Source organism: Nocardioides ginkgobilobae (genome assembly GCF_054781275.1).
This window is the reverse complement of the sequence record NZ_BAAGUS010000007.1, coordinates 42,807-64,109: the sequence shown is the minus strand read 5'-3', so window position 1 is coordinate 64,109 and position 21,303 is coordinate 42,807. Positions and strand designations below refer to the sequence as shown.

The window sequence follows — 21,303 nt, the reverse complement described above, 5'->3', positions numbered from 1 at the left end:
CCGCCGCTACTGCGGCACGAGCGCCCACCAAGCACGGTGCCAGCGCCCGAAGGGCAGCCGGTCCTCGGTGTGCTGCTCGCGGTCGACGGTGACCAGCCCGCCCCGGGCCGGGTCGTAGACCACCCACGCCTCCGGGGCGGCGGCCACGACGAGCACGACGTGGCGGGGCAGCAGCCGGTTGCCGACGTAGACCGCGACCGGGCCGCGCGCGGCTGCGGAGAGGACCCGGTCGAACGACGGGCGGGTGACGAGCCGGTGGTGGCCCGGCAGGTGGCGCAGCAGTGCCCACGGGGGCGTGCCGAGCGCCCGGGGCCACCAGCCCACGACGTCGCGGTGGGTCGCGAGGACCTCGTCGGCGAACCGGGGCAGCACGCGCTCGGCGTACACCTCGTCGGCGAGCATCCGGGCGACCACGAGCGAGGCGGCACCGCAGGAGAGCTGGTCCGGCTGGCGAAGCCGGCCCCAGGGCAGTCCGTCCGGTGCGATCACCTCAGTGCTTCGGAGCCGAGGCCCTCGACGGCTGCCACGACCTCGTCGGGCGAGGCGGGGGTGCAGCCCTTGGCCACGGCGTCGGCGACCACGCCGCGCTGGGCCTGGGCCAGACCGAGGCCCCGGGTGAGCAGGACCAGCGGCGGCTTGCGGCGCTCCTTGAGGTCGCGCACCAACCGGAGCACGAAGGTGGTCGCGGCCGAGCGGCGCACGCAGTACGCCGCCGCGAGGATGCCGGCCTCGCGGGCCGGGGCGACGACGTCGGGGGCGAAGATCCCCTCGGCGACGTAGAGCGGGCTGCCCGCCAGGTCCAGCAGCCGAGAGCCGCAGCGGCCGTTGGCCGAGATCTCGTAGACCGGCACCTCGGCGCGGCCCTGGTGGCACAGGGCCGCCATCGTCGCGAGGGCGTCCTCGGGCAGCCAGGAGTCGGGGTGGTCCCAGTCGACCATCCCCGCGTTGGCGCCGTGCCCGATCCGCGGCAGCGTCGGGTCGTCGCCGTCCTTGTAGAAGTCGTCGAGCCGCAGCACCGGCAGCCCGAGCCGGGCGGCGAGGCGGGACTTGCCGGACCCCGAGGGGCCGGCCAGGACGATGACCCGCGCGCGCACCGTGCTCAGACCCCCATGGGGTGCCAGACCGTCTTGACCTCGAGGAACGCCGTCATCGGCTCCAAACCCGGGTCGAGGGTCCAGTCGGGCTCGGCCGCAGGCGCGCGACGGACGCGCTTGAGGTTGTCGGCCGCCGCGACCTCGAGCTCGGCGGCCAGCGCGGTGTCACCGGCCACACCGGTGAGGTCGATGGCGTTGACGTCCATGTGCGAGGCCAGCCACGGTGCGACGGTGGCCGCGCTGCCGGTGAGGATGTTGACCACGCCGCCCGGCACGTCGCTGGTCGCGAGGACCTCGGCCAGGTTCACCGCCGGGAGCGGGCGCTCGTAGGAGCTGACCAGGACGGCGGTGTTGCCGCTGACCACGACCGGGGCCAGCACCGAGACCAGACCCAGCAGCGAGGAGCGCTGCGGGGCCAGCACGGCCACGACACCGGTCGGCTCGGGGGTCGAGAGGTTGAAGAACGGACCGGCGACCGGGTTGGCGTTGCCGACGACCTGGGCCAGCTTGTCGGCCCAGCCGGCGTACCAGACCAGCCGGTCGACCGCGGCGTCCACGACGCCCTCGGCCTTGCCGCCCGACAGGCCCTCGGACTGCTGGACGGCCTGGACGAACTGCGGGCGGCGGTCCTCCATGACCTCGGCGACCCGGTAGAGCACCTGCGCCCGGTTGTAGGCCGTGCGCCTCGACCAACCCGGGAAGGCCTTGCGGGCGGCGACGACGGCGTCGCGGGCGTCCTTGCGCGAGGCGAGGGCGGCGTTGGCCACGAAGGCTCCCTGGTGGTCGTTCACGACGTAGGAGTAGCCCGACTCCGAGCGCGGGAAGGCGCCGCCGATGAAGAGCTTGTAGGTCTTGCGGACGTCGATCCTGCTCATGCCTGGCCACCCTTCAGGTATGCCGCCAGCCCGTGCCGGCCGCCCTCGCGGCCGTAGCCGGACTCCTTGTAGCCGCCGAAGGGGCTGGTCGGGTCGAACTTGTTGAACGTGTTGGCCCACACCACACCGGCGCGCAGCCGGCCCGCGACCTCGAGGATGCGCGAGCCCTTCTCGGTCCAGATGCCGGCCGAGAGCCCGTACGGCGTGTTGTTGGCCTTCTCGACCGCCTCGGACGGCGTGCGGAAGGTCAGCACCGACAGGACCGGGCCGAAGATCTCCTCGCGGGCAATCCGGTGGGCCTGGGAGACCCCGGTGAACAGGGTCGGGGCGAACCAGTAGCCGGCGGAGGGCAGGTCGCACGGGGGCGACCAGCGCTCGGCGCCCTCGGCCTCGCCGATGTCGGACAGCTCGCGGATGCGGGCCAGCTGCCCGGCGGAGTTGATGGCGCCGACGTCGGTGTTCTTGTCCAGGGGGTCGCCGACGCGCAGGGTGCCCATCCGGCGCTTGAGCCGCTCGAGCACTTCCTCGGCCACCGACTCCTGGACCAGCAGGCGCGAGCCCGCACAGCAGACGTGGCCCTGGTTGAAGAAGATGCCGTTGACGATCCCCTCGACCGCCTGGTCCATCGGGGCGTCGTCGAAGACGATGTTGGCGGCCTTGCCGCCCAGCTCGAGGGTCACCCGCTTGTCGGTGCCGGCCACGGCCCGGGCGATCGCCTTGCCGACCTCGGTGGAGCCGGTGAAGGCGACCTTGTCGACACCCGGGTGCTCGACGATCGCGCGGCCGGTCTCGCCGGCGCCGGTGAGGATGCTGACCACGCCCGGCGGGAGGTCGGCCTGCTGGCAGATCTCGGCGAAGAGCAGCGCGGTCAGCGGCGTGGTCTCCGCGGGCTTGAGCACGACGGTGTTGCCGCAGGCCAGGGCGGGCGCCACCTTCCACGCGAGCATCAGCAGCGGGAAGTTCCACGGGATGACCTGGCCGGCGACGCCGATCGGGGTCGTGCCGTAGCCGGAGTGCTCCAGCTTGTCCGCCCAGCCGGCGTAGTAGAAGAAGTGCGCGGCCACGGTCGGGACGTCGACGTCGCGGGACTCCTTGATCGGCTTGCCGTTGTCGATCGACTCCAGCACGGCGAGCTCGCGGCTGCGCTCCTGGATGATCCGGGCGATCCGGTAGAGGTACTTGGCGCGCTCGCGGCCCGGCATCCGGCCCCACACCTTGTCGTGGGCCTTGCGGGCGGCCTTGACGGCGCGGTCGACGTCGGCGGCGTCGGCCTCGGCGACCTCGGCCAGCACCTCCTCCGTGGCCGGATTGACCGTCTTGAAGGAGGCGCCGCCACCGGGCGTGAACTCACCGTTAACGAAGAGCCCGTAGGACTCCTTGATGTCGACGACCGCGCGGGACTCCGGCGCGGGTGCGTACTCGAAGATGCTCATGCCTGTTCTCCCGGGCTCAGTCGAGCGTCACGTAGTCGGGGCCGCTGTAGCGGCCGGTGCGCATCTTGGTGCGCTGCATCAGCAGGTCGTTGAGGAGCGTGGAGGCGCCGAAGCGGAACCAGTCGGGGTCCAGCCAGTCGGGGCCAGCGACCTCGTTGACCATGACGAGGTACTTGATGGCGTCCTTGGTGCTGCGGATGCCACCCGCCGGCTTCACGCCGACCATCTGCCCGGTCGCCTCGCGGAAGTCGCGCACGGCCTCGAGCATGATCATCGTGACCGGCAGGGTCGCGGCGGGCTGGACCTTGCCGGTGGAGGTCTTGATGAAGTGGGCGCCGGCCATCATCGCCAGCCAGCTCGCGCGGCGGACGTTGTCGTAGGTCTGCAGCTCGCCGGTCTCGAAGATCACCTTGAGGTGGGCCGAGCGCTCGCCCTGGGTGCACGCCTCGCGCACCGCGACGATCTCCTCGAGGACCTGGAGGTAGCGGCCGGAGAGGAACGCGCCCCGGTCGATGACCATGTCGATCTCGTCGGCACCGGCCTCGACGGCGTCGGCGGTGTCGGCGAGCTTGATGTCGAGCGCGGCGCGGCCGGAGGGGAAGGCGGTGGCGACGGCAGCGATGTGGACGTCCGAGTCGCGCCGTCCTCCGTCGGTCAGGGTCTCCTTGGCCACCCCGACCAGGTCGGGGTAGACGCAGACCGCGGCGGTGGCAGGGCACGTCGGGTCGGTCGGGTCCGGGCGCATGGCCTTGCTGGCCAGCGCGCGCACCTTGCCCGGGGTGTCCTGGCCCTCGAGGGTCGTCAGGTCGACCATCCGGATCGCCAGGTCGATGGCCTGGGCCTTCGCGGTGGTCTTGATCGAGCGGGTGCCGAGAGCGGCGGCGCGGGCCTCGGCCCCGACCTGGTCGACGCCCGGCAGGCCGTGGAGGAAGCGGCGCAGCGCAGCATCGGACCGGGTGGCGTCCGAGAGGTCCCAGCCGACTCCCTGGATGGAGATCGTGGGCATTGGGTCAGCATAGGGTTGCCGGCGCTCTGCGCCCCAACCTTCGGCGGGGCCCCCAGCCGCCCGGCCCGCCCGCCCTGCCCCTCCCCTCACGCACAGGAGAGCCCGATGGACCACGACCAGCACGAGCGGGTGGAGTTCGCCCCCACGAGCGGTCGGCTCACCGCGGTCGTGACGGTCGTCCTGGGCGTGGCCGCCGTCGTGCTCGCGGTGCTGGTGCCCGAGGGCTACCCGCCGGCCGTGGGCACCGGCGGGGTGCTGGCGATCGTCCTGGCCTGGGCCGCGGCCCTGCGCCCGCGCGTGTGGCTCGAGGGGCCGTGGCTGGTGCTGCGCGGGATGTTCTCGTCCGTGCATCTCCCGCTCGCCGCGGTGCAGTCGCTCGTGGTCCAGCAGGTGCTGGTGGCCACGGTCGCGGACAAGCGCTACGCCAACCCCGCGGTCGGCCGGACCCGCTTCCGGGCCATGCGCCGCGCGCGGACCACCCGGGACCTGACGATGACGGCCGTGCCGGGCGAGGGCTGGCAGCCCGACCAGGGTGCCGACTACGCCGACTTCGTGGAGGAGCGGATCCAGGAGGCCGTCCGCGCCGCGCGGGCCGCCGAGGGGCGAGCCGGGAAGCGAGCCGCTGCGGGTGAGGCCGCGCCCGCCGTCGTACGACGCGAGCCGGCGTGGGTGCCGATCGCCCTGGTCCCCGCCGCGACCCTGCTCTTCGTTGCCAGCATCTGGTTCTGAGGTGGAACCGCACCAGCTGCCCTGGTCGCCGCTGGACCCTGCTGCGCTGCCGGACCTGCTCGCTGGTGTCGGGGCGCCGTGGTGGCTGGCCGGCGGGTGGGCGATCGACGCCTTCGTGGGTCGGGTCACGCGGGTCCACGAGGACACCGACGTGCTGGTGCTGCGACGGGACCAGGCGGCCTTCCGCTCCGCCCTCGCCTCGTGGGACGTCCACGCGGCGGACCCGCCCGGCACGCTGCGCCCGTGGCCCGTGGGGGAGACCCTCCCGGTCGGGGTCCACGACGTCTGGTGCCGGCCGACGCCCTCGTCGCCGTGGGCGCTGCAGCTGATGATCGACGACACGGATGGCGAGGACTGGGTCTACCGCCGCGACGCCCGGCTGCGCCGTCCGGTGTCGTCGCTGGCCGGTCCGGCCTCGGACCCCGCGCGGCAGGTGCTCGCGCCGGAGGTGCAGCTCCTGCAGAAGAGCAAGGGACGGCGCCCGAAGGACGAGGCCGACCTCGCCGCCGCCGCGCCCCTGCTGTCCCCCGAGGCCAGGTCGTGGCTGCGTGATGCCCTCGACCTCGTCTCACCCGGTCACGACTGGGTCCGATCCACGTGAGTGCCGGCCATGACCGGTACGGGTCTCGGTGACCACGGCCCACTGAGCGCCTGGGCGGTGCGCGGTCCGGTCGCGCGGTCGCGACGACGGCTCGTTGGCGCTCGCCTGCTCGACCATGCTTCGGGGCCGAGGGCTGCGGGCCGAGGGCTGCGGTCTGGGGGCGGCGGGCTGCGGGTGTGGATGTGGAGGTCCTGTCCGGCACCTGCTGCCGAGGAGGACCTCCAGCTCGGCTCGGTCGCGTCCGTCTGCTCCGTCATCCCGGTCTCGTGGCTCGCTCCGCTCGCACCGCGGCCAGCGCTGTCCGGCCTGGGGCGTGCTGGTAGCCCGGCCACCGGGGTGGTGGTCGGGCTGCGAGCGCGCTCAGGTGTAGGTGCTCAGAGTGGGGTGGTGCCGTCGGGGTGGACGAGGAACTGGTTGCCGTGGGGGCTGGTCCAGATCCAGTGTCCTGGCGAGAGTCCGCGGACGGCCCAGGGTCTGCCTGCTGGTGAGGGGTGGGTCTTGGCGCGGTGGTCGTGCCTGCAGAGGGGCGCGAGGTTGTCGGTCGATGTCTGCCCGGGTGGGCCGGTGTCGGAGTACTCGACGGTGTGGTCGAGGTCGGCGGACTCGGCAGGTCGGCGGCAGTGCGGGAAGGTGCAGGTCGTCCGGGCGAGCTTGACCCTGGTGGCGATGCGGTCGGGGACCTCGTAGGAGTCGACGGCGACGGTGTCGTGGAGGTCGATGACGGGCTTCACGATGACCTGGGTGCCGGGTGTGCGGCACCACTCGCGGACCGTGTCGGCGGTCAGGAGCTGGTGGTGGTTGTCGAGGCGGGCGAGGTTGAGGCCGAGCTGGCCGGTGGTGGGGTCGATCTGGGGTGCGCCGGTCAGGGCGGCGTCGGAGAGGTGGACGGTGAGGACCACGACCCGGCGAGCGGAGGTGCGGGCGTTGGGGGCGTTGCTGCCGGGGCCGGTGGGCGTGTCGGTCGCGCGGTCTCGACGACGCTCGCTGGCGCTCGCTGCTCGACCATCCTGCGTCGCCCGTCCATCCTGCGTCGCCCGGCCGTCCTGGGCGGCTCGCTGGTCCTGCGTCGCCTGATCGTCGCGGTTCGCCTCACCGTCCGCTTCGGGGAAGGGGTGTTGGCCGCGGGCGATGTAGCCGAGGGCCTTCGCGCGGCGCACGGCCAGGTCGTCGGTGGAGCCGTCGAGGAGCAGCTGGTGGGCGATCTGCCGAATGGCTGCTTCGAGGTCCTCGGCGTCGGCGCGGTCGAGGAGTCCGTCGGCACTGACGGCGGAGGCCGCACCGACCGAGGTAGCGGGGGATGCGAGGTCGAGGTCGAAGTAGAGGTTGGCGCGGGTGTCGCACTCGGTGATCTCGGTGGATTCGGGGTCGAACCGGGCGGATGCTTCGAGGACGAGCCGGGCCACGGTGATGGGGCCGGCGGTGTGGATGACGTGGGCGACCTGGGCGTCGACGAACGCGGCTGCGGCTTCGGAGAGGCCGCGGGTGGCTTGGGCGAGGCGGCGTACTCGCCAGGCGGTGACCTGTCCTGCGACGAGTCGGGCCCAGACGCGGGGGAGGCGGTGCTTGGCCTCGATGGCGTCACCTACGAGCAGGCGCCCGGACTCGCGCGTGCGGCCGAGGGCGGTGGACAGCTCGGTGACGGCGAAGTCGGAGACCTCGGGAGCGCCGGCGCCGGCGAGGTCGAGCATGGTGTCGGCACCGGGCATCCCGAACCGCTGGATCCACGCGGACTCCGCGGCGTCGTACGCCTCGTCGTCGGGGTGTGAGTAGGTGCCGTACAGGTCCGGCATCAGCGCACCGGTGGTGTGCGCATCTGCCCACTGCGCGACCCCGATCAGCAGCTCGCGGGCTGCGTCGTCCTCACGCGCCTTGGCGGCGCGGATCGCCTCGAGGAGGGAACTGGTGGGCATGGTGAAAGTGTAGTCGAACACACGTTCGAGCGACAGTGTTTCCCCAGGTCAGATCCACTTTTCGGGGACACTTGGGTGCCTTGCTCGAAGCCCGACCGAAGCGAGCACCCCAGCGGCGGGCGACCGTCGAGTCGAGCGCAACCAAGAAGCTCAGGCGGCACCCAGAGCGACCACGCCTTCACTGAATTCAGGACCTGCTGCGGCGCGAACCCGCCACGACCCAACCGAGGGTGACCCAGGGAGCAACCCCGGGGGCAGGGCAGCGACCCGCGTACGGGGTCTCGCGGCTCGTCGCTGACGCTCCTCGCACCTCGACCAGCAGTTGGCGCTGGCGCGCCCCCTCGACCACCGCAGGGTCCGCCCCCGACGGGCCTTCGACCGAGGATGGACGGACCTACAGCCCCGCCGCCCGCCGGATGTCCGCACCGAGGGCGTCGAGCCGCGTGGCGGCGGAGATCCGGGCGGCCTCGACGGCATCGACCTGGTCGGGGTTCTCGGATGCCGGCTCCACGGGGACGACGACCTCGAGGTAGCACTTGATCTTCGGCTCGGTGCCGCTGGGCCGGACGACGACACGGGCGCCGGAGTCGAGGCGGAACCGCAGGCCGTCGGTGGGCGGGAGGGCGTCCGAGCCGAGCGCGAGGTCGTCGATCGCCAGCACCGACAGGCCGCCGAGCGAGGTGGGCGGTGAGGTGCGCAGCCGCTGCATGGCGTCGCTGATGAGCGAGAGGTCCGAGACCCGCACGGAGACCTGGTCGGTGGCGTGGAGGCCGTGCTCGCGGGCGAGGTCGTCGAGCAGGTCGAGCAGGGTGCGCCCCTCGGCCTTGAGCGAGGCGGCGAGCTCGCAGAGCAGCAGCAGGGCGGAGACGCCGTCCTTGTCCTTCACGTGCTCGGGGTCGCAGCAGTAGCCCAGGGCCTCCTCGTAGCCGAAGGCCAGCCCCTCGACCCGGCCGATCCACTTGAAGCCGGTGAGGGTCTCCTCGTAGGGCTGCCCCGCAGCGGCCGCGATCTTCGAGAGCAGCGAGGACGACACGATGGTGGTGGCCAGGACTCCGGTGCGGCCCCGGCGCAGCAGGTGGGTGGCGAGCAGCGCGCCCACCTCGTCGCCGCGCAGCATCCGCCAGCCCGTGGGCGTGGGCACGGCGGCGGCGCACCGGTCGGCGTCGGGGTCGTTGGCCACGACCAGGTCGGCGCCACGCTCCTGGGCCAACGCGAGCGCGAGGTCCATCGCACCCGGCTCCTCGGGGTTGGGGAAGGCGACGGTGGAGAAGTCCGGGTCGGGCTCCTCCTGCTCGGGCACGACCTGCGCGGGCTCGAAGCCGGCGGTCTCCAGCACCTGCGCGACGGCGGTGCCGCCGACGCCGTGCAGCGGGGTGTAGACCACGTCGAGGTCGCGCGGACCGTCCTCGGCCAGCCCGGCCACCGTGTCGAGGTAGCGGTCCAGGAGGTCCTCGCCGAGCACCTTCCACCCGGTGCCGCGCGGGACCGAGGCGAGGTCCCCGACCTCGGCGATCCTGGCGGCGATCTCCGCGTCGGCGGGCGAGACGATCTGGCTGCCGTCCCCGAGGTAGACCTTGTAGCCGTTGTCCTGGGGCGGGTTGTGGCTGGCGGTGACCATGACTCCGGCCACGCAGCCGAGCTCGCGGACGGCGTAGGCCAGGACCGGCGTCGGCAGCGGGCGCGGCAGCAGCCACACGTCGAGCCCGGCGCCGCTCATGACCGCCGCGGTGTCCTCGGCGAAGGTGTCGGAGAGGTGGCGGGCGTCGTACCCGACGACCACCGCTCCCCGGCTGGGGAGGTACGCCGCCAGCCCGGCCGCCGCGCGGAGCACGACGGCCCGGTTCATCCGGTTGGGGCCGGCACCGAGGGCGCCGCGCAGGCCTGCGGTGCCGAACTCCAGCGTGCCGTCGAAGCGGTCGGCGAGGTCGGTGGGGTCGCCCCCGGCCTCGACCTCGCGCACGATCGCCTCGAGCTCCGCGCGCGTCGTGGCGTCGGGGTCCGCTGCTGCCCACGCCCGGGCGCGGTCGAGGAGGTCGGCGATCTCGGGCGAGGCGGCGGTGCTCATGGCGCGACGGTAGCGGCCTCGGGCGCGTGGCCGTGCGTCAGCGCGGCGTCGGGTCCCCGACAGGGCTGTCGGCGAGCTCGTCGAGCAGGCCCCGGGTGAGCTCGAAGGCGACCCGCGCCTCGTTGACCACGGTCTCGACGTCGCGCGGCGAGGTCGGGAGCTGGTCGATGCGCGAGTGGTACCAGCCCTTGTAGGCCTTCGGCTTCTCCGGCAGCTCGAAGGCGAAGAAGGCCAGGCCCGGTCCGGTGGCGCCCAGGTGTCGCTGCACCGCCTTGCGCACGACCCGCCCGCCCGTGAGGTCGCCGAGGTAGCGGGTGTAGTGGTGCGCGACGTACTGCGGGCCGGAGGCGGTGCTGGCCTCGATCCGCGAGACGTACGCCGCGGCGGCGGGGGACTCCACCTCGACGGGTGCGCCCGGTGCCCAGTGGGCGAGGTCGGCGTCGATGGCGCCGAGCCGTTCCAGTGCGGGGTCGTGGACCGCGCCGACCCACCGGTCCTCCCGCATCGCCCGCCCGACCGACTCGAGCGCGGCGTAGACCGGCCGGAGGCGTCGCAGGTAGGCGGCGTACCCGCTCGCGTCGACCCCGCCACCGAGCAGGGCGACCAGGAAGGGGCTGCGCTCGGCCGCCTCGTGCTCGGAGCGGGTGCCCTCCTTGACCGCGAGGGTCAGGCTCAAGGCAGGGGGGCGCGCAGCATGCCTGCGCACATCGAGACGAGGTTGCGCACGAAGAACTCGGTGTCCAGGGCGAGGCGCTGCGTGGAGCCGCGCTCCTCGGCCCGCGCCCGGTCTCCGATGGAGCGCAGGATGAACGACGTGAGCAGGGCCAGGCGCTCGGCGCGGACGTCGTCGGGCATCTGCGGCATCCGGGCGGAGATCAGCTCGTAGACCGGGACGCCGCCCGAGCGCTCCAGCGCCGCCTGCACGTCGGGGTCCTTGTCGTGCTGCTCGTCGGCGATCAGGTCGGCGACGATGACGAGGTAGCAGCGGCCGCTCCAGCCGGTCTCGGAGAGCTCGGTCGCGGGCCGGACCAGCGCCTCCAGGGCCGCGGCCAGGTCGTCGTCGGGTCGCCCTTGGGCGACCTCGAGCAGCCGGTGCTCGCGCTCGGACAGGAAGGCGGCGTGCTGCTCGAGCACGGCGGCGAGCAGGCCCTCGCGGGAGCCGAAGTGGTAGTGCACCGCACCGCGGTTGCGCTGGCCGGCCTGGCGGGTGATGTCGAGCAGGGAGGCGTTGGTGACGCCGTGCTCGGCGAACGCGCGGGTCGCGGCGACCAGGAGCCGCTCGCGGGTCTCGGCTCCGCTGGCAGCCGTCCCGCCCGGACGGACGGGCTGGGTGGCGGGGGTCCGGTCCATCAGCGTGCCTCCTGGTGCTCCGTCAGATCCCCGGGACGACCCGGCTGAGCAGGTCACCCATCCGGGACGCCGCTGCGCGGCCGGCCTCGAGGACCTCGGCGTGGTCGAGGGGCTGGTCGCTGATGCCGGCGGCCAGGTTGGTAACCAGGCTGATGCCGAGCACCTCCATGCCCGCCTCGCGGGCAGCGATCGCCTCGAGGGTGGTGCTCATGCCCACGAGATGGCCGCCGAGGATGCCGGCCATCCGGACCTCGGCAGGGGTCTCGTAGTGGGGTCCGGGGAACTGGACGTAGACGCCCTCCTCCAGGGAGGGGTCCACGCTGCGGCACATCTCGCGCAGCCGGCTGGAGTAGAGGTCGGTGAGGTCGACGAAGCGCGCGCCGACGATGGGGGAGCGCCCCGTGAGGTTGAGGTGGTCGCTGATCAGCACCGGCGTGCCGGGTGTCCAGTGCGGCTTCAGCCCACCGCAGCCGTTGGTCAGCACGATGGCGCGGCAGCCGGCCGCGGCGGCGGTGCGCACGCCGTGCACCACGGCGTCCACGCCCTTGCCCTCGTAGTAGTGGGTGCGGGAGAGGAAGACCAGCAGCTGGCGGTCGCCGGCGCGGACCGAGCGGATCTTCCCGCTGTGCCCGGCCACCGCTGCGGCCGAGAAGCCGGGCAGGTCGGTGGTGTCGATCTCCGCGGTCGCCTCGCCCAGGGCGTCGACGGCCGGCAGCCAGCCGGAGCCCAGCACGAGGGCGACGTCGTGGCGCTCGACGCCGGTCAGGTCGGCCAGGCGCGCGGCGGCGTCCTCGGCACGGGAGTAGGGGGTCGGCTCCTCGTTCACGAGCCGGACCTTACGGCGTCACAGTCCGGTCGAGCGACAGGGCCGACGACGTAGCGCGGCGACGTAGTCGTCGGGCGCCGAGGCCGCCTCGGCGGCGTCGGCGAGCACGCCGAGGTACGACGCGGAGGGGATGCCCCCCTCGTACGCGTCCAGGACGTAGGTCCAGGCCACCTGGCTGCCGGTCATCGTCGAGACCCGCACCTTGGTCTTGCGGTAGAGGCCGCTGTCGGCCGACTCCCATTCGTCGAGCAGCCGCTCGTCCTCGCGGGTGACGTCGTAGACCGCCACGAAGACCCGCTCGAAGGTGTCCTGCACGATCGTGGACAGCGCTCCGTCCCAGCCGTGCTCCTCGCCGCCGAAGGTCAGTCGCCAACCCTCGAGCCAGCCGGTGGTGCGCAGCGGGGAGTGCGGGCACCGCTCGCCCATCCGCGCGGGATCGAGGTTGGTCCCGTAGGCGGCGTACAGCGTCACAGGCCGAAGGTTAACCGTCCGCGGACCGGGACTAGGGTGGGACACGTGACGACGCACTTCGATGTCCTGGTCCTCGGCGCCGGCCCCGGCGGCTACGTCGCCGCCATCCGCGCGGCTCAGCTCGGCAAGTCGGTCGCCGTGGTGGAGGAGAAGTACTGGGGTGGTGTCTGCCTCAACGTCGGCTGCATCCCCTCCAAGGCGCTGCTCAAGAACGCCGAGCTGGCCCACGTGCTCACCCACGACAAGGCCAAGTACGGCATCGAGGGCGACGCCACGATGTCCTTCGGCCCGACCCACGCGCGCAGCCGCAAGGTCAGCGAGGGGATCGTCAAGGGCGTCCACTTCCTCATGAAGAAGAACAAGATCACCGAGATCGACGGCTGGGGCACCCTCACCGGTCCGACCTCGCTCGACGTGAAGGGCAAGGACGGCTCGACGACGTCCTACACCTGCGACGACCTGATCATCGCCACGGGCGCGAAGGTGCGGCTGCTGCCGGGCCTGGAGCTCTCGGAGAACGTCGTGACCTACGAGGAGCAGATCCTCGACGAGAACCTGCCGAGCTCGATCATCATCGGCGGCTCCGGCGCCATCGGCGTCGAGTTCGCCTACGTCATGAAGAACTTCGGCGTCGACGTGACGATCGTGGAGTTCCTGGACCGGATGGTCCCCACCGAGGACGCCGACGTGTCCAAGGAGCTGGCCAAGCACTACAAGAAGCTCGGCGTGAAGGTGATGACCTCCACCAAGGTCGAGAAGGTCGAGGACACCGGCTCGGGCGTCAAGGTCACCGTGAGCCCCGCGTCCGGCGGCGACTCCCAGGTGCTGGAGGCCGACAAGTTCCTCGCCGCCTTCGGCTTCGCCCCCCGCGTCGACGGCTACGGCCTCGAGGCCACCGGCGTGACCGTCTCCGACCGCGGCGCGATCGAGATCGACGACTACTGCCGCACCGGCGTCGACCACGTCTACGCCATCGGCGACGTCACCGGGAAGCTCATGCTCGCCCACGTCGCCGAGGCCATGGGGATCGTGGCCGCCGAGACCCTCGCCGGCGCCGAGACCATGCCCGTGGAGTACGACTTCGTCCCGCGCGCGACCTACTGCCAGCCGCAGATCGGCTCCTTCGGCTACTCCGAGGAGCAGGCCAAGGAGAAGGGCTACGACGTCAAGACCGCGACGTTCCCGTTCTCGGCCAACGGCAAGGCGCAGGGCCTCGGCGAGGCCGTCGGGTTCGTGAAGGTGATCGCCGACGCCGAGCACAACGAGATCCTCGGTGCGGCCATGATCGGCCCCGACGTCACCGAGCAGCTCCCGGTGCTGACCCTGGCCCAGAAGTGGGACCTGACCGCCGACGAGGTTGCCCGCAACGTCTTCGCCCACCCGACCCTGTCGGAGGCCGTGAAGGAAGCCGTCCACGGCATCACCGGCCACATGATCAACTTTTGACGAGCAGCGACGAGCGACGGAGGAGCTCGACGCGTGGGCGAGTCAAGGTCGAGCAGCCGGCACGGCTGAGGGACGAAGCCGTGGTCCGGTGGGTCGAGACACCAGTCGCTAGCGAGGAGACAGTCCAATGACCGACCGCGTCGTCATCGTCGGGGGAGGCCCCGGCGGCTACGAGGCCGCCCACGTGGCCGCCCAGCTCGGGGCCGAGGTGACCATCGTCGACACCGACGGCCTCGGCGGCTCGGCGGTGCTCACCGACTGCGTGCCGAGCAAGACGCTGATCGCGACCGCCGAGGTGATGACCGAGGTGGCCGAGGCCGGCGAGCTCGGCATCACCATGCAGGACAAGGAGGGCGACGCCGCCTCCGGCATCACCGTCGACCTGCAGCGCGTCAACGCGCGGGTCAAGCAGCTCGCGGCCGACCAGTCCCGCGACATCGCGCGCCGCATCGACCGTGACGGCGTGCGGCTGGTGCAGGGCCGCGGCCGGCTCGACGGCCCCAACCGGGTCGTCGCCACCGGCGCCGACGGGTCGGAGACGGTGCTCGACGCCGACGCGGTCCTCGTCGCCACCGGCGCCGCCCCGCGGACGCTGCCCAGCGCGCAGCCCGACGGGGAGCGGATCCTGACCTGGGAGCAGGTCTACGACCTCGACGAGCGGCCCGAGGAGCTGGTCGTGGTGGGCTCCGGCGTCACGGGCGCGGAGTTCGCCTCGGCGTACCAGGCCCTCGGCATCCCGGTCACGCTCGTGTCCTCCCGCGACCGGGTGCTGCCCGGTGAGGACGCGGACGCCTCCATGGTGCTGGAGGAGGTCTCCAAGCGCCGCGGCATGAACGTGCTGTCGAAGTCGCGGATGGAGTCGGTGACCCGCTCCGGCGACGTCGTGACCGTCGCGCTCACCGACGGCCGCGAGGTGCAGGCCTCGCACTGCATCCTGGCGCTGGGCTCGGTCCCCAACACCGCCGACCTCGGTCTCGAGGAGGCCGGCGTGCTGCTCAAGGACGGTGGCTTCGTCTACGTCGACCGGGTCTCGCGCACCTCCGCGCGAGGGGTGTACGCCGCCGGCGACTGCACCGGCGTCCTCATGCTCGCCTCCGTGGCCGCCATGCAGGGCCGGATCGCGATGTGGCACCTGCTCGGCGACACCGTGCACCCGCTGGATCTCAAGAAGGTCTCCTCCAACGTCTTCACCGCCCCGGAGATCGCCACGGTCGGCTGCTCGCAGGAGGCCGTGGACGCGGGCGAGATGCAGGCCGAGGTCGTCATGCTCCCGCTGTCGGGCAACCCGCGCGCGAAGATGCAGGGCGTCCGCGACGGCTTCGTGAAGCTCTTCATCCGTCCCGGCACCGGCATCGTCGTCGGTGGCGTGGTCGTCGGCCCGCGCGCCTCCGAGCTGATCCACCCGGTCTCGATCGCGGTGGCCGAGTCGCTCACCGCCGACCAGCTGGCCCAGGCGTTCACGGTCTACCCCTCGATGAGCGGGTCGATCGCCGAGGCCGCCCGGAGGCTGCACCGCATCTGAGCACCGGGTCCGAGGCCCGGTCCGAGACCCGGGTCTGAGGCGCGTGTCAGCACCGGGTCCGGACGCGTCCGGCGCCGGCCCTCACCCGTGGATCACGATGCTGGCCCCGCCGAGGCCGCTGCGCACGTGCGCCTCCGCGATCGCGGCGTGCACGAGCGGGCCGTGGCCGTCGAGGGAGTGCCGCGTCCGTGAGAACGACCCGGCGGACGCGCTGGCCGCCTGCCACCAGGGCACGTGGCGGTCGCCCACCCGCACGAGCCGGTGGGCGGGATCGGCCCCGGTCTCCAGGCGTAGCTCGTCGTTGCGGCACACCTCCACCCGTCGGGCCGTGCCTCCCGGTGGGGTCCACTCGAGCGTCGTGACCGCGGGCCCGTGCTGGGGGTTGAAGAAGCAGGGGCCCCGCCGGTCGGGCACCGGCTCGCCCGCCTCCAGGGCCCGCACGGCGGCCAGCTCCCAGCGGGCGGCCTGCAGCACCTCGTCCAGCGCGTCCACCTCGTCCACGGAGTCAGCCGCATCGAGCATCCTCGACGCCTCCTCGTAGCCGTCGAGGGCGAACCGGTGGTGCTCGCGCACCTCGTGCGAGGCGTCCGCGGGCAGCGCGAGCGCAGCGAGGTCCTCGCCCAGGACGAGCACGTCCTCCCGGGCCAGCCGTCGCGCGGAGCGGAAGGCCTCGCGCTCCAGCAGGTGGGCCTCCCGGCGTTCGCGCCGAGCTCGCAGCGGGTTCCACATGCGTCGAGCATCCCACGACCGGCCGGGGGCGAAAGTGATTGGCGCAGCGCCGGTGGCGAGGAGGAAGATCGGCGGCGATGATCGCCGCCCTGCTCCGTGCCGCCCGCCCGCCCTCGCCGCTCGCCGGACGGCTCGCTCGCCAGTCGCTGCTCTTCGCGCTGGGCGATGGAGCGTTCCTCGCCGGGTCAGCGGTGTTCTTCACGGTCATCGTCGGTCTGGAGCCGGTCGAGGTCGGGCTCGGTCTCACGATCGCCGGCATCGCAGCGTTCGTGGCCGCCCTGCCGATGGGCAAGGTCGTCGACCGCTTCGGTCCGCGTCGGATGTGGGCGGTCTCCGCGGTCGGGCAGGCCTCGATGTTCGCGTTGTGGCCGTTCATCGATGACTTCACCGGGTACGTCGTCATGGCGGTCGCCATGGAGGTCGTGGGTGTTCTCGGGGGCGCCGCTCACGGCGCCTACACGATCGATGTCCTCCCTCCGGGCGAACGGGTCCGGTCGCGCGCCTACATGTACTCCGCGCTCAACGCCGGCTTCACGATCGGTGCCGCGGTGGGCGCGCTTGCCCTCGCCATGCCGGGGGACCTGCTGCTCCAGGGACTGCCGTGGTTCACGGCGCTGGCCTTCTTGGTCAACGCGGCCGCGATCACCCGGTTGCCCGACGCCTCGCACGACTCCAAGACGCCTGAGGAGCGGAAGGTGAAGGTGCCGGGTCCGGGGCCGCTCCGCAACCCCGGCTGGCTGGCCACGACGTTCCTGGTCGGTGTGGCGTGGACCAACCAGGTGCTGCTGCACATGGTCATCCCGCTGTGGGTGATCAGCGAGACCGACGCCCCCCGTGAGCTGGTCGCCCTGCTGCTCGGGACCAACACGGTGATGTGCATCGTGCTGCCGATGGCGGCGGCCCGTGGTGTGTCCGACGTGCCGACGGCACTGAAGGCGATGAGGCTCTCCTCGGCGTTCTTCGTGCTCTCCTGCTTGATCACCATGGCGACCCACTCGACGGTCGGCTGGGTCACGATCCTGCTGATCTGGCTCGGGCACGTCACGTTGACCGGCGTCGAGCTCAAGCTCTCGGCCGCCAGCTGGACCTTCGAGGCCGAGCTGATGGACCCGCGTCAGCGTGGCAACTACCAGGGCGTGGCGGAGTTCAGCGGGACGTTCGGCCGCGTGTGGGCGCCGGCGGTCTACACCTTCCTCGCGATCACCTGGAGCTCCTACGGCTGGCTGGTGATCGCCGGGATCATCGTGCTCGCCACGGCCGCACTCCACCCCGTGGCTCTCTACGCACGGCGGTGGCTCGAGCAGCACGTCCCCGCCGAGGTGCTGGCCGACGCCCGCTCCTCCGCGCCCGAGGCCGAGGAGGCGATCGCAGTCGGTCCGCCGTCCCTCATCGACACCGAGGTGCCGGTGATGGACCCCCGCCCCTGACCGCCCCCCAAGGCAGGGGCGGCACGGCTCAGAGGTCGGCCAGCAGCCGCTGCATCCGCACGACCTCGGCGGCCTGGCCGGCGTTGGCGTCCTCGGCCAGCTCGAGGTCTTCAGCATCGACGACCCGCTCCTGGACGAGGCCGAGAAGGTGCGGATGGGCACGTTCAACGCCCAGTCGCAACCTTCCTACGACGAGTGATGTCATAAGAGGCATGGGAACTCGGACCCTCGCCCCTGCCCTGCTCCTGGCCCTCGGATTGCTGCTGCCCGTCGCGCCCGCCTCCGCGGCCGAGCCGCTGCGGCTCGAGGGCCGCGGCTTCGGCCACGGCATCGGGCTCTCGCAGCACGGCGCCCAACGTGCTGCCACGCAGGGGGTCGGCTGGCAACGGATCCTGCGCACCTACTACCCCGGGACCCGACTCGGCAGGGTGGGCGGGCAGGTGGCGGTGTGGATCTCCGGCGACGACGACGGTGACACCCGGGTGGAGGACCGTCCCGGGCTGCGCCTGGCCAAGGTCGGTACGTCGAGGAGCTGGTCGCTCGCGAAGCTGGACCCGCGGGCCGAGCAGTGGCGGGTCTCCGCCGACGGCCGCGGCCGCAGCGTGCTGGAGTCGCTCCGCGACGGGTCCTGGCGCCGGCAGCAGGTGTTCGCCGGTGACGCCGAGTTCAGCGCCACGGCCCCGATCACGCTGGTGACCCCCGAGGGCCGGACGGCCTACCGCGGGGTGCTCCGCTCGGCTGCGGCGTCCGCCGACGGGACCCGGCGCGACACCGTCAACCGGCTCTCCCTGGAGAACTACCTGCGCGGGGTCGTGCCCCAGGAGGTGCCGGCGCTCTGGGACCCCGACGCGGTCCGGGCACAGGCGGTCGCCGCCCGCACCTACGCCGCGTTCGAGCGCGCCGACCGGGCGGCGAGGCACTACCAGATCTGCGACACCTCGCAGTGCCAGGTCTACGGCGGTGCGAGCGCCGAGCACGAGGCGTCCGACGCCGCGATCCGGGCGACCCGCGGGCGTGCGGTGACCCAGGGCGGGGACCCGATCTTCGCCCAGTTCTCCGCGAGCAACGGCGGCTACAGCGTCCGTGGCTCCTTCGACTACCTCCCTGCGCGCCGGGACTCGTGGGACCGCTACAGGTGGGAGCAGACCGTCTCGGTCGCCGACCTGGAGACCGCCTTCGACACCATCGGCGACTACGAGCGCGTCGAGGTGGTCGAGCGCGACGGCCGTGGCGCCTGGGGCGGCCGGGTCACGCGGGTCACCGTGGTCGGCAGCGAGGGCTCGAGCACCGTCAGCGGCGACACCTTCCGGATCCGCCTCGGGCTGCGCAGCACCCTCTTCCACGAGGTGTCCTGACCGGCTGGGACAGGCCTCCCAGAACTACAGATCTGTAGTTCTCCTGAGGCGATTGTTACCTCCTGTGACGCGTGGTGCCATAGGGACCATGTCCCCCCTCCGCGGTGCCGCGGGCCTGGCCGCGGTGCTCGCGCTGGGCCTCGGCGCGAGCCTGTCGTCGGCGCCCACCGTGGCCGCCGCGGGTGCCGACCGCGACCGCTGGGACGTCGCCGGGGAGCCGAGCATCCGCATCCTCGGGCGCGGCTTCGGACACGGCCACGGCATGTCCCAGCACGGTGCGGAGGGAGCCGCGCGGGCCGGCCTGAGCGCCGAGGAGATCCTCGACTTCTACTACCCGCGCACCGACGACGGCCGCGCCGCCGGTCGGATCAGCGTGCTGGTCAGCGCCGACACCACCGACGACCTCGTCGTCCGCGCCCGGCCCGGCCTGCGGGTGCGCGACCTGGCCAGCGGCACCGTGACCGCGCTGGAGGAGGAGGGCGCCGCCCTGTGGCGGGTCCGCCGCGACCACACCGGTCGCGACCGCGTCTCCTGGCTGCCCTCGGGCGCGGCCCAGGACGGCGGCTGGCGCAAGCACCTGGTGCTCCAGGGCGAGGGGGCCTTCGATGCCCGCAACGCCCCCGTCACCCTCGTGCTGCCCGGTGGCGCCGAGCGCAGCTACCGCGGTCGTCTCCACGCCGCGGCGCCCACCCCGGGCAGCCCCGCGCGCGACACCGTCAACCGGGTCCGGCTGGAGGACTACCTGCGCGGGGTCGTCCCGCTGGAGATGCCGGCGCTGTGGAGCCCGGCGGCCGTCCAGGCCCAGTCGGTCGCCGCCCGCACCTACGCGGCGTACGAGCGGGCGCACCCCCGCGCGCAGCACTACCAGGTCTGCGACACGACCTCCTGCCAGGTCTACGGCGGCGCCGACGCCGAGCACCCGGCCTCCGACGCGGCGATCCGCGCCACCAAGGGGCAGGCGCGCACCGTCGACGGCGAGCCCGCGTTCACCCAGTTCTCCGCGAGCAGCGGCGGCTGGACCTCGCAGGGCTCGGTCGACTACCTCGTCGCGCAGGAGGACCCCTACGACGGGTACGAGGGCAACACCGTCCACTCCTGGTCGGTCACCGTGACCGACGACCGGATCGAGTCGACCTGGCCGAAGGTCGGCGACCTGCGCTCGGTCGAGGTGCTCTCCCGCGACGGCAACGGCCAGTGGGGCGGACGGGTCCGCTCGCTGCGGCTGAACGGATCGGGCGGCAGCGTCACGGTCACGGGCGACGCCTTCCGGTTCGGGCTGGGCCTGCGCTCCACCTGGGTCACGCTGCGCCTGCCCTGACCTCCCCGGTGCGCAGCACCTGCCTCAGCACCAATCCCGCCACCAGCGCCCAGAACGCCGCGCCGATGCCGAGGACGGTGACGCCGGAGGCAGCCACGACCAGGCAGGCCGCGGCCGCCAGCCGCTCGTGCTCCTCGGCCAGGGCGTCACCGAGGGAGGCGGCGAGGGTGCCGAGCAGGGCCAGGCCCGCGGCCGACTGGACGACGCCGTCGGGTGCGGCCGCCACCAGGGTGGTGAGCGCGCCGGCGGCCACGGCCAGCGCGAGGTAGGTCAGCGAGGCGGCGACGGAGGCCTGCCAGCGGCGGGCCCGGTCGGCCCCTGCGGCCGGTCCGGCCATGAGCGCCGCGGTGATCGCGGCCAGGTTGATCGCGTGCCCGCCGAACGGTGCCGCGAGCAGGGTGCCCAGGCCGGTGACGCCGAGCGACTCCCGCCACGGCACGCGGTAGCCGAAGGTCGCCATCACGGCCACGCCCGGCACGTTCTGCGACGCCATCGTGACGACGTACAGCGGGAGGGCGATGCCGAGGGCGGCCGAGGTGCTCCACGCCGGCAGCGTGAGGGACAGCGTCGGCAGGAGGTCCTGCGCGGCCACCGTGTCACCGGCCTCCACGGCCACGACGACCAGCGCGACCACCAGCGACGCCGGCACGGCCCACCGGGGCGCCGGCCGGACCAGCACCAGCCAGGCGAGGACGACCGGGCCGACGAGCAGCGGGGAGTCGGCCAGGGCCAGCACCGGCTGCACGCACAGCGGCAGCAGCACCCCGGCGAGCATCGCCCGCGCCAGCGGCACGGGGATGGCGGCGACCAGGTCCCCGAGGCGGGGCACCAGGCCGGTGAGCACCACGAGGACCCCGGTCAGCACGAAGGCGCCGACGGCCGCCGGCCAGCCGCCCTGGACCGTCCCGGTCGTGACCAGCAGCGCGGCGCCCGGGGTCGACCAGGCCAGGGAGACCGGCGTGCGGTGGCGCAGCGCCAGCCACAGCATGCCGAGCGCCTGCGCGACGCACAGCGCCACCAGGCCCGAGGCGGCCTGCGACGGGGTCGCGCCGACGGCGACCAGGCCCGCCAGCACGACGACGAAGCTGCTGGAGAACCCCACGACCGCGGCGACCACCCCGGCCAGGGCGGCCTCGCTCGCCAGGC

21 protein-coding genes are annotated in these 21,303 nt (G+C 73.1%); 7 read left to right on the top strand and 14 right to left on the bottom strand.

Going from position 1 to position 21,303, the window contains the following annotated elements; translation table 11 throughout:
* Nucleotides 1-6 precede the first annotated feature (6 nt).
* From ACYVID_RS08795 to deoC, 5 genes are read right to left on the bottom strand one after another with little or no spacing between them, the layout of a single operon-like run.
* The gene (locus tag ACYVID_RS08795) at nt 7-489 is read right to left on the bottom strand and encodes a hypothetical protein (protein ID WP_460736336.1); all 483 of its coding nucleotides are present in this window, start codon (nt 487-489) and stop codon (nt 7-9) included.
* A complete protein-coding gene (locus ACYVID_RS08790) occupies nt 486-1,094 on the bottom strand; it encodes an ATP-binding protein (protein WP_460736335.1) in 609 nt (202 codons plus the stop codon). The genes ACYVID_RS08795 and ACYVID_RS08790 overlap by 4 nt, the downstream gene beginning before the upstream one ends.
* 5 nt (nt 1,095-1,099) lie before the next feature.
* On the bottom strand, nt 1,100-1,969 hold the full coding sequence (locus ACYVID_RS08785) for an aldehyde dehydrogenase family protein (RefSeq protein ID WP_460736334.1): 870 nt from the start codon (nt 1,967-1,969) through the stop codon (nt 1,100-1,102).
* Nucleotides 1,966-3,402 carry an aldehyde dehydrogenase family protein gene (locus tag ACYVID_RS08780; RefSeq protein ID WP_460736333.1) on the bottom strand — a complete coding sequence of 479 codons (1,437 nt, stop codon included), beginning with the start codon at nt 3,400-3,402 and terminating at the stop codon, nt 1,966-1,968. Before ACYVID_RS08780 ends, ACYVID_RS08785 begins: the two co-directional genes overlap by 4 nt.
* Nucleotides 3,403-3,418: 16 nt before the next feature.
* The gene (deoC, locus tag ACYVID_RS08775) at nt 3,419-4,408 is read right to left on the bottom strand and encodes a deoxyribose-phosphate aldolase (protein ID WP_460736332.1); all 990 of its coding nucleotides are present in this window, start codon (nt 4,406-4,408) and stop codon (nt 3,419-3,421) included.
* A 105-nt stretch (nt 4,409-4,513) separates the two neighbouring features.
* Between deoC and ACYVID_RS08770 the strand changes: the two genes are divergently transcribed.
* Both ACYVID_RS08770 and ACYVID_RS08765 read left to right on the top strand, forming a co-directional pair.
* Entirely contained in the window at nt 4,514-5,137 is a 624-nt protein-coding gene (locus tag ACYVID_RS08770) for a hypothetical protein (RefSeq protein WP_460736331.1), read from the top strand.
* Nucleotide 5,138: 1 nt separating this feature from the next.
* Nucleotides 5,139-5,738: a nucleotidyltransferase domain-containing protein gene (locus ACYVID_RS08765; RefSeq protein WP_460736330.1), complete on the top strand. Its 600-nt coding sequence runs from the start codon at nt 5,139-5,141 to the stop codon at nt 5,736-5,738.
* 374 nt (nt 5,739-6,112) lie between these two features.
* On the opposite strand, the gene ACYVID_RS08760 is transcribed toward ACYVID_RS08765, so the two are convergent.
* The 6 genes from ACYVID_RS08760 to ACYVID_RS08735 all read right to left on the bottom strand — a co-directional run bounded on the left by ACYVID_RS08760 (nt 6,113) and on the right by ACYVID_RS08735 (nt 12,360).
* Nucleotides 6,113-7,648, bottom strand: a complete 1,536-nt coding sequence (locus tag ACYVID_RS08760; protein WP_460736329.1) for an HNH endonuclease signature motif containing protein — start codon at nt 7,646-7,648, stop codon at nt 6,113-6,115.
* Nucleotides 7,649-8,042: 394 nt separating this feature from the next.
* The gene (locus ACYVID_RS08755) at nt 8,043-9,713 is read right to left on the bottom strand and encodes a phospho-sugar mutase (protein ID WP_460736328.1); all 1,671 of its coding nucleotides are present in this window, start codon (nt 9,711-9,713) and stop codon (nt 8,043-8,045) included.
* Nucleotides 9,714-9,750: 37 nt separating this feature from the next.
* Nucleotides 9,751-10,389 carry a biliverdin-producing heme oxygenase gene (locus ACYVID_RS08750; RefSeq protein ID WP_460736327.1) on the bottom strand — a complete coding sequence of 213 codons (639 nt, stop codon included), beginning with the start codon at nt 10,387-10,389 and terminating at the stop codon, nt 9,751-9,753.
* Nucleotides 10,386-11,063, bottom strand: a complete 678-nt coding sequence (locus ACYVID_RS08745) for a TetR family transcriptional regulator (protein WP_460736326.1) — start codon at nt 11,061-11,063, stop codon at nt 10,386-10,388. The genes ACYVID_RS08750 and ACYVID_RS08745 overlap by 4 nt, the downstream gene beginning before the upstream one ends.
* Before the next feature lie 22 nt (nt 11,064-11,085).
* Nucleotides 11,086-11,889, bottom strand: coding sequence for a purine-nucleoside phosphorylase (locus tag ACYVID_RS08740; RefSeq protein ID WP_460736325.1), 804 nt, complete (start codon nt 11,887-11,889; stop codon nt 11,086-11,088).
* An 18-nt stretch (nt 11,890-11,907) separates the two neighbouring features.
* A complete protein-coding gene (locus ACYVID_RS08735) occupies nt 11,908-12,360 on the bottom strand; it encodes a gamma-glutamylcyclotransferase (RefSeq protein ID WP_460736324.1) in 453 nt (150 codons plus the stop codon).
* 45 nt (nt 12,361-12,405) lie between these two features.
* Here ACYVID_RS08735 and lpdA point away from each other — a divergent pair, with 45 nt between their 5' ends.
* Nucleotides 12,406-13,806, top strand: coding sequence for a dihydrolipoyl dehydrogenase (lpdA, locus tag ACYVID_RS08730; RefSeq protein WP_300638907.1), 1,401 nt, complete (start codon nt 12,406-12,408; stop codon nt 13,804-13,806).
* Nucleotides 13,807-13,933: 127 nt separating this feature from the next.
* Complete coding sequence (locus tag ACYVID_RS08725) at nt 13,934-15,328, top strand: NAD(P)H-quinone dehydrogenase (protein ID WP_460736323.1); 1,395 nt, start codon at nt 13,934-13,936, stop codon at nt 15,326-15,328.
* 81 nt (nt 15,329-15,409) lie between these two features.
* Here the strand turns inward: ACYVID_RS08725 and ACYVID_RS08720 are convergent, their stop codons facing one another.
* On the bottom strand, nt 15,410-16,057 hold the full coding sequence (locus tag ACYVID_RS08720) for a hypothetical protein (RefSeq protein ID WP_460736322.1): 648 nt from the start codon (nt 16,055-16,057) through the stop codon (nt 15,410-15,412).
* A gap of 77 nt (nt 16,058-16,134) precedes the next feature.
* Between ACYVID_RS08720 and ACYVID_RS08715 the strand changes: the two genes are divergently transcribed.
* Nucleotides 16,135-17,484, top strand: a complete 1,350-nt coding sequence (locus ACYVID_RS08715) for an MFS transporter (RefSeq protein WP_460736321.1) — start codon at nt 16,135-16,137, stop codon at nt 17,482-17,484.
* Nucleotides 17,485-17,512: 28 nt separating this feature from the next.
* Here the strand turns inward: ACYVID_RS08715 and ACYVID_RS08710 are convergent, their stop codons facing one another.
* Nucleotides 17,513-17,689 carry a hypothetical protein gene (locus ACYVID_RS08710; protein ID WP_460736320.1) on the bottom strand — a complete coding sequence of 59 codons (177 nt, stop codon included), beginning with the start codon at nt 17,687-17,689 and terminating at the stop codon, nt 17,513-17,515.
* Between the two features lie 7 nt (nt 17,690-17,696).
* Here ACYVID_RS08710 and ACYVID_RS08705 point away from each other — a divergent pair, with 7 nt between their 5' ends.
* Both ACYVID_RS08705 and ACYVID_RS08700 read left to right on the top strand, forming a co-directional pair.
* Nucleotides 17,697-18,839 carry a SpoIID/LytB domain-containing protein gene (locus tag ACYVID_RS08705; protein WP_460736319.1) on the top strand — a complete coding sequence of 381 codons (1,143 nt, stop codon included), beginning with the start codon at nt 17,697-17,699 and terminating at the stop codon, nt 18,837-18,839.
* 88 nt (nt 18,840-18,927) lie between these two features.
* Entirely contained in the window at nt 18,928-20,157 is a 1,230-nt protein-coding gene (locus tag ACYVID_RS08700) for a SpoIID/LytB domain-containing protein (protein ID WP_460736318.1), read from the top strand.
* Here ACYVID_RS08700 and ACYVID_RS08695 read toward each other — a convergent pair.
* Entirely contained in the window at nt 20,138-21,301 is a 1,164-nt protein-coding gene (locus tag ACYVID_RS08695) for a benzoate/H(+) symporter BenE family transporter (RefSeq protein WP_460736432.1), read from the bottom strand. The genes ACYVID_RS08700 and ACYVID_RS08695 overlap by 20 nt on opposite strands.
* Nucleotides 21,302-21,303 lie beyond the last annotated feature (2 nt).

What these genes read in the sequence shown, in the direction of transcription:
- ACYVID_RS08725 (WP_460736323.1), top strand. Translation starts at nt 13,934, where the DNA reads ATGACCGACCGCGTCGTCATCGTCGGGGGAGGCCCCGGCGGCTACGAG.
- ACYVID_RS08705 (WP_460736319.1), top strand. Translation starts at nt 17,697, where the DNA reads ATGGGAACTCGGACCCTCGCCCCTGCCCTGCTCCTGGCCCTCGGATTG.
- ACYVID_RS08770 (WP_460736331.1), top strand. Translation starts at nt 4,514, where the DNA reads ATGGACCACGACCAGCACGAGCGGGTGGAGTTCGCCCCCACGAGCGGT.
- ACYVID_RS08715 (WP_460736321.1), top strand. Translation starts at nt 16,135, where the DNA reads ATGATCGCCGCCCTGCTCCGTGCCGCCCGCCCGCCCTCGCCGCTCGCC.
- ACYVID_RS08780 (WP_460736333.1), bottom strand. Translation starts at nt 3,402, where the DNA reads ATGAGCATCTTCGAGTACGCACCCGCGCCGGAGTCCCGCGCGGTCGTC.
- ACYVID_RS08700 (WP_460736318.1), top strand. Translation starts at nt 18,928, where the DNA reads ATGTCCCCCCTCCGCGGTGCCGCGGGCCTGGCCGCGGTGCTCGCGCTG.
- ACYVID_RS08745 (WP_460736326.1), bottom strand. Translation starts at nt 11,063, where the DNA reads ATGGACCGGACCCCCGCCACCCAGCCCGTCCGTCCGGGCGGGACGGCT.
- ACYVID_RS08710 (WP_460736320.1), bottom strand. Translation starts at nt 17,689, where the DNA reads ATGACATCACTCGTCGTAGGAAGGTTGCGACTGGGCGTTGAACGTGCC.
- ACYVID_RS08785 (WP_460736334.1), bottom strand. Translation starts at nt 1,969, where the DNA reads ATGAGCAGGATCGACGTCCGCAAGACCTACAAGCTCTTCATCGGCGGC.
- ACYVID_RS08720 (WP_460736322.1), bottom strand. Translation starts at nt 16,057, where the DNA reads ATGTGGAACCCGCTGCGAGCTCGGCGCGAACGCCGGGAGGCCCACCTG.
- deoC (WP_460736332.1), bottom strand. Translation starts at nt 4,408, where the DNA reads ATGCCCACGATCTCCATCCAGGGAGTCGGCTGGGACCTCTCGGACGCC.
- ACYVID_RS08760 (WP_460736329.1), bottom strand. Translation starts at nt 7,648, where the DNA reads ATGCCCACCAGTTCCCTCCTCGAGGCGATCCGCGCCGCCAAGGCGCGT.
- ACYVID_RS08755 (WP_460736328.1), bottom strand. Translation starts at nt 9,713, where the DNA reads ATGAGCACCGCCGCCTCGCCCGAGATCGCCGACCTCCTCGACCGCGCC.